We start from the raw sequence: 924 nt of genomic DNA, 5'->3' as shown, positions 1-924 counted from the left end.
TAAAAAGATTTCATCTGCTGGATTTTCCTATGTTGTTTACGCATTGTAAATGTAAATACCCCCAAACTTAGTACACAACTCATGTAGAAAAATTAAGCTACCTGTTTTAGTGTTTTATACTCAATCGGTGTCATGTTATTTAATGCCTCATGCGGTCTTTCGGTGTCATAAATAGTTGCCATTCTTTGGTTATCTTTCTTGCTTGTTCTAGATTATTAAAAAATTGAATTACCCATGCCATATTTACGACAGAGTTCCTTGACAGGAATACCTGCTTCAGCTTCTTTTAAAATAGATACGATTTGATGTTCAGCCTTTTTTTCATAATTGAATCCTCTTTTACTTTTATCATAGAGAATTTTCTACTTTTTGGCTGTACGATTTTAGAGGGTAGTTACAATTGCAAGTTTCTTTTTAAGAATTAATATATATTTATTTGTTCTGTATAATTATTTTAAATTAAATCCCCCTCCTTCAGTAAAAAATAAGGTTGGGGTAAGATATACATTGATGTAAAAGAGAATTAATAGCATTAATAAATAATGGGAAAATCCAATGGCAGAATTAAAAAAATATGAATTAATAAAAACGATGATATATGAGGTAGATACTGATGAAGATTCCATAGAATATCGATTAGAAATATATAGAAGAGAAAACGTATTTAAAGGCATCGTCTATAGAAAGGAACTCTATCGAATGCGAGCTAATTATAAAGGAGGTCTTGCAAAGTGCGATGAATCTATGTTTAGTCCAGATAATAATTTCAATCTTAATTTAATGAATTATAATGAATCAGAAGAAGATATCATTAATATTTTTTATAATGAATTAGAGAAAAATGTTAGCTCTCTCAATTAATTATAATTACTATATAAATTGATATAGGTTAAAGAAAAGTTGAGTCGTGTTGCTTAGTATCTT

The 924-nt window shown here is 28.4% G+C and carries 1 protein-coding gene; it reads left to right on the top strand.

Going from position 1 to position 924, the window contains the following annotated elements:
- The first annotated feature begins 555 nt into the window (after positions 1-555).
- On the top strand, positions 556-861 hold the full coding sequence (locus tag A9G28_RS06455) for a hypothetical protein (RefSeq protein ID WP_065580128.1): 306 nt from the start codon (positions 556-558) through the stop codon (positions 859-861).
- Positions 862-924 lie beyond the last annotated feature (63 nt).

It is taken from the genome of Gilliamella sp. Fer1-1 (assembly GCF_001690825.1).
Lineage (GTDB): Bacteria > Pseudomonadota > Gammaproteobacteria > Enterobacterales > Orbaceae > Gilliamella > Gilliamella apicola_C.
The sequence above is the reverse complement of the archived record's forward strand: the minus strand, read 5'-3'. Positions and strand labels throughout refer to the sequence as shown.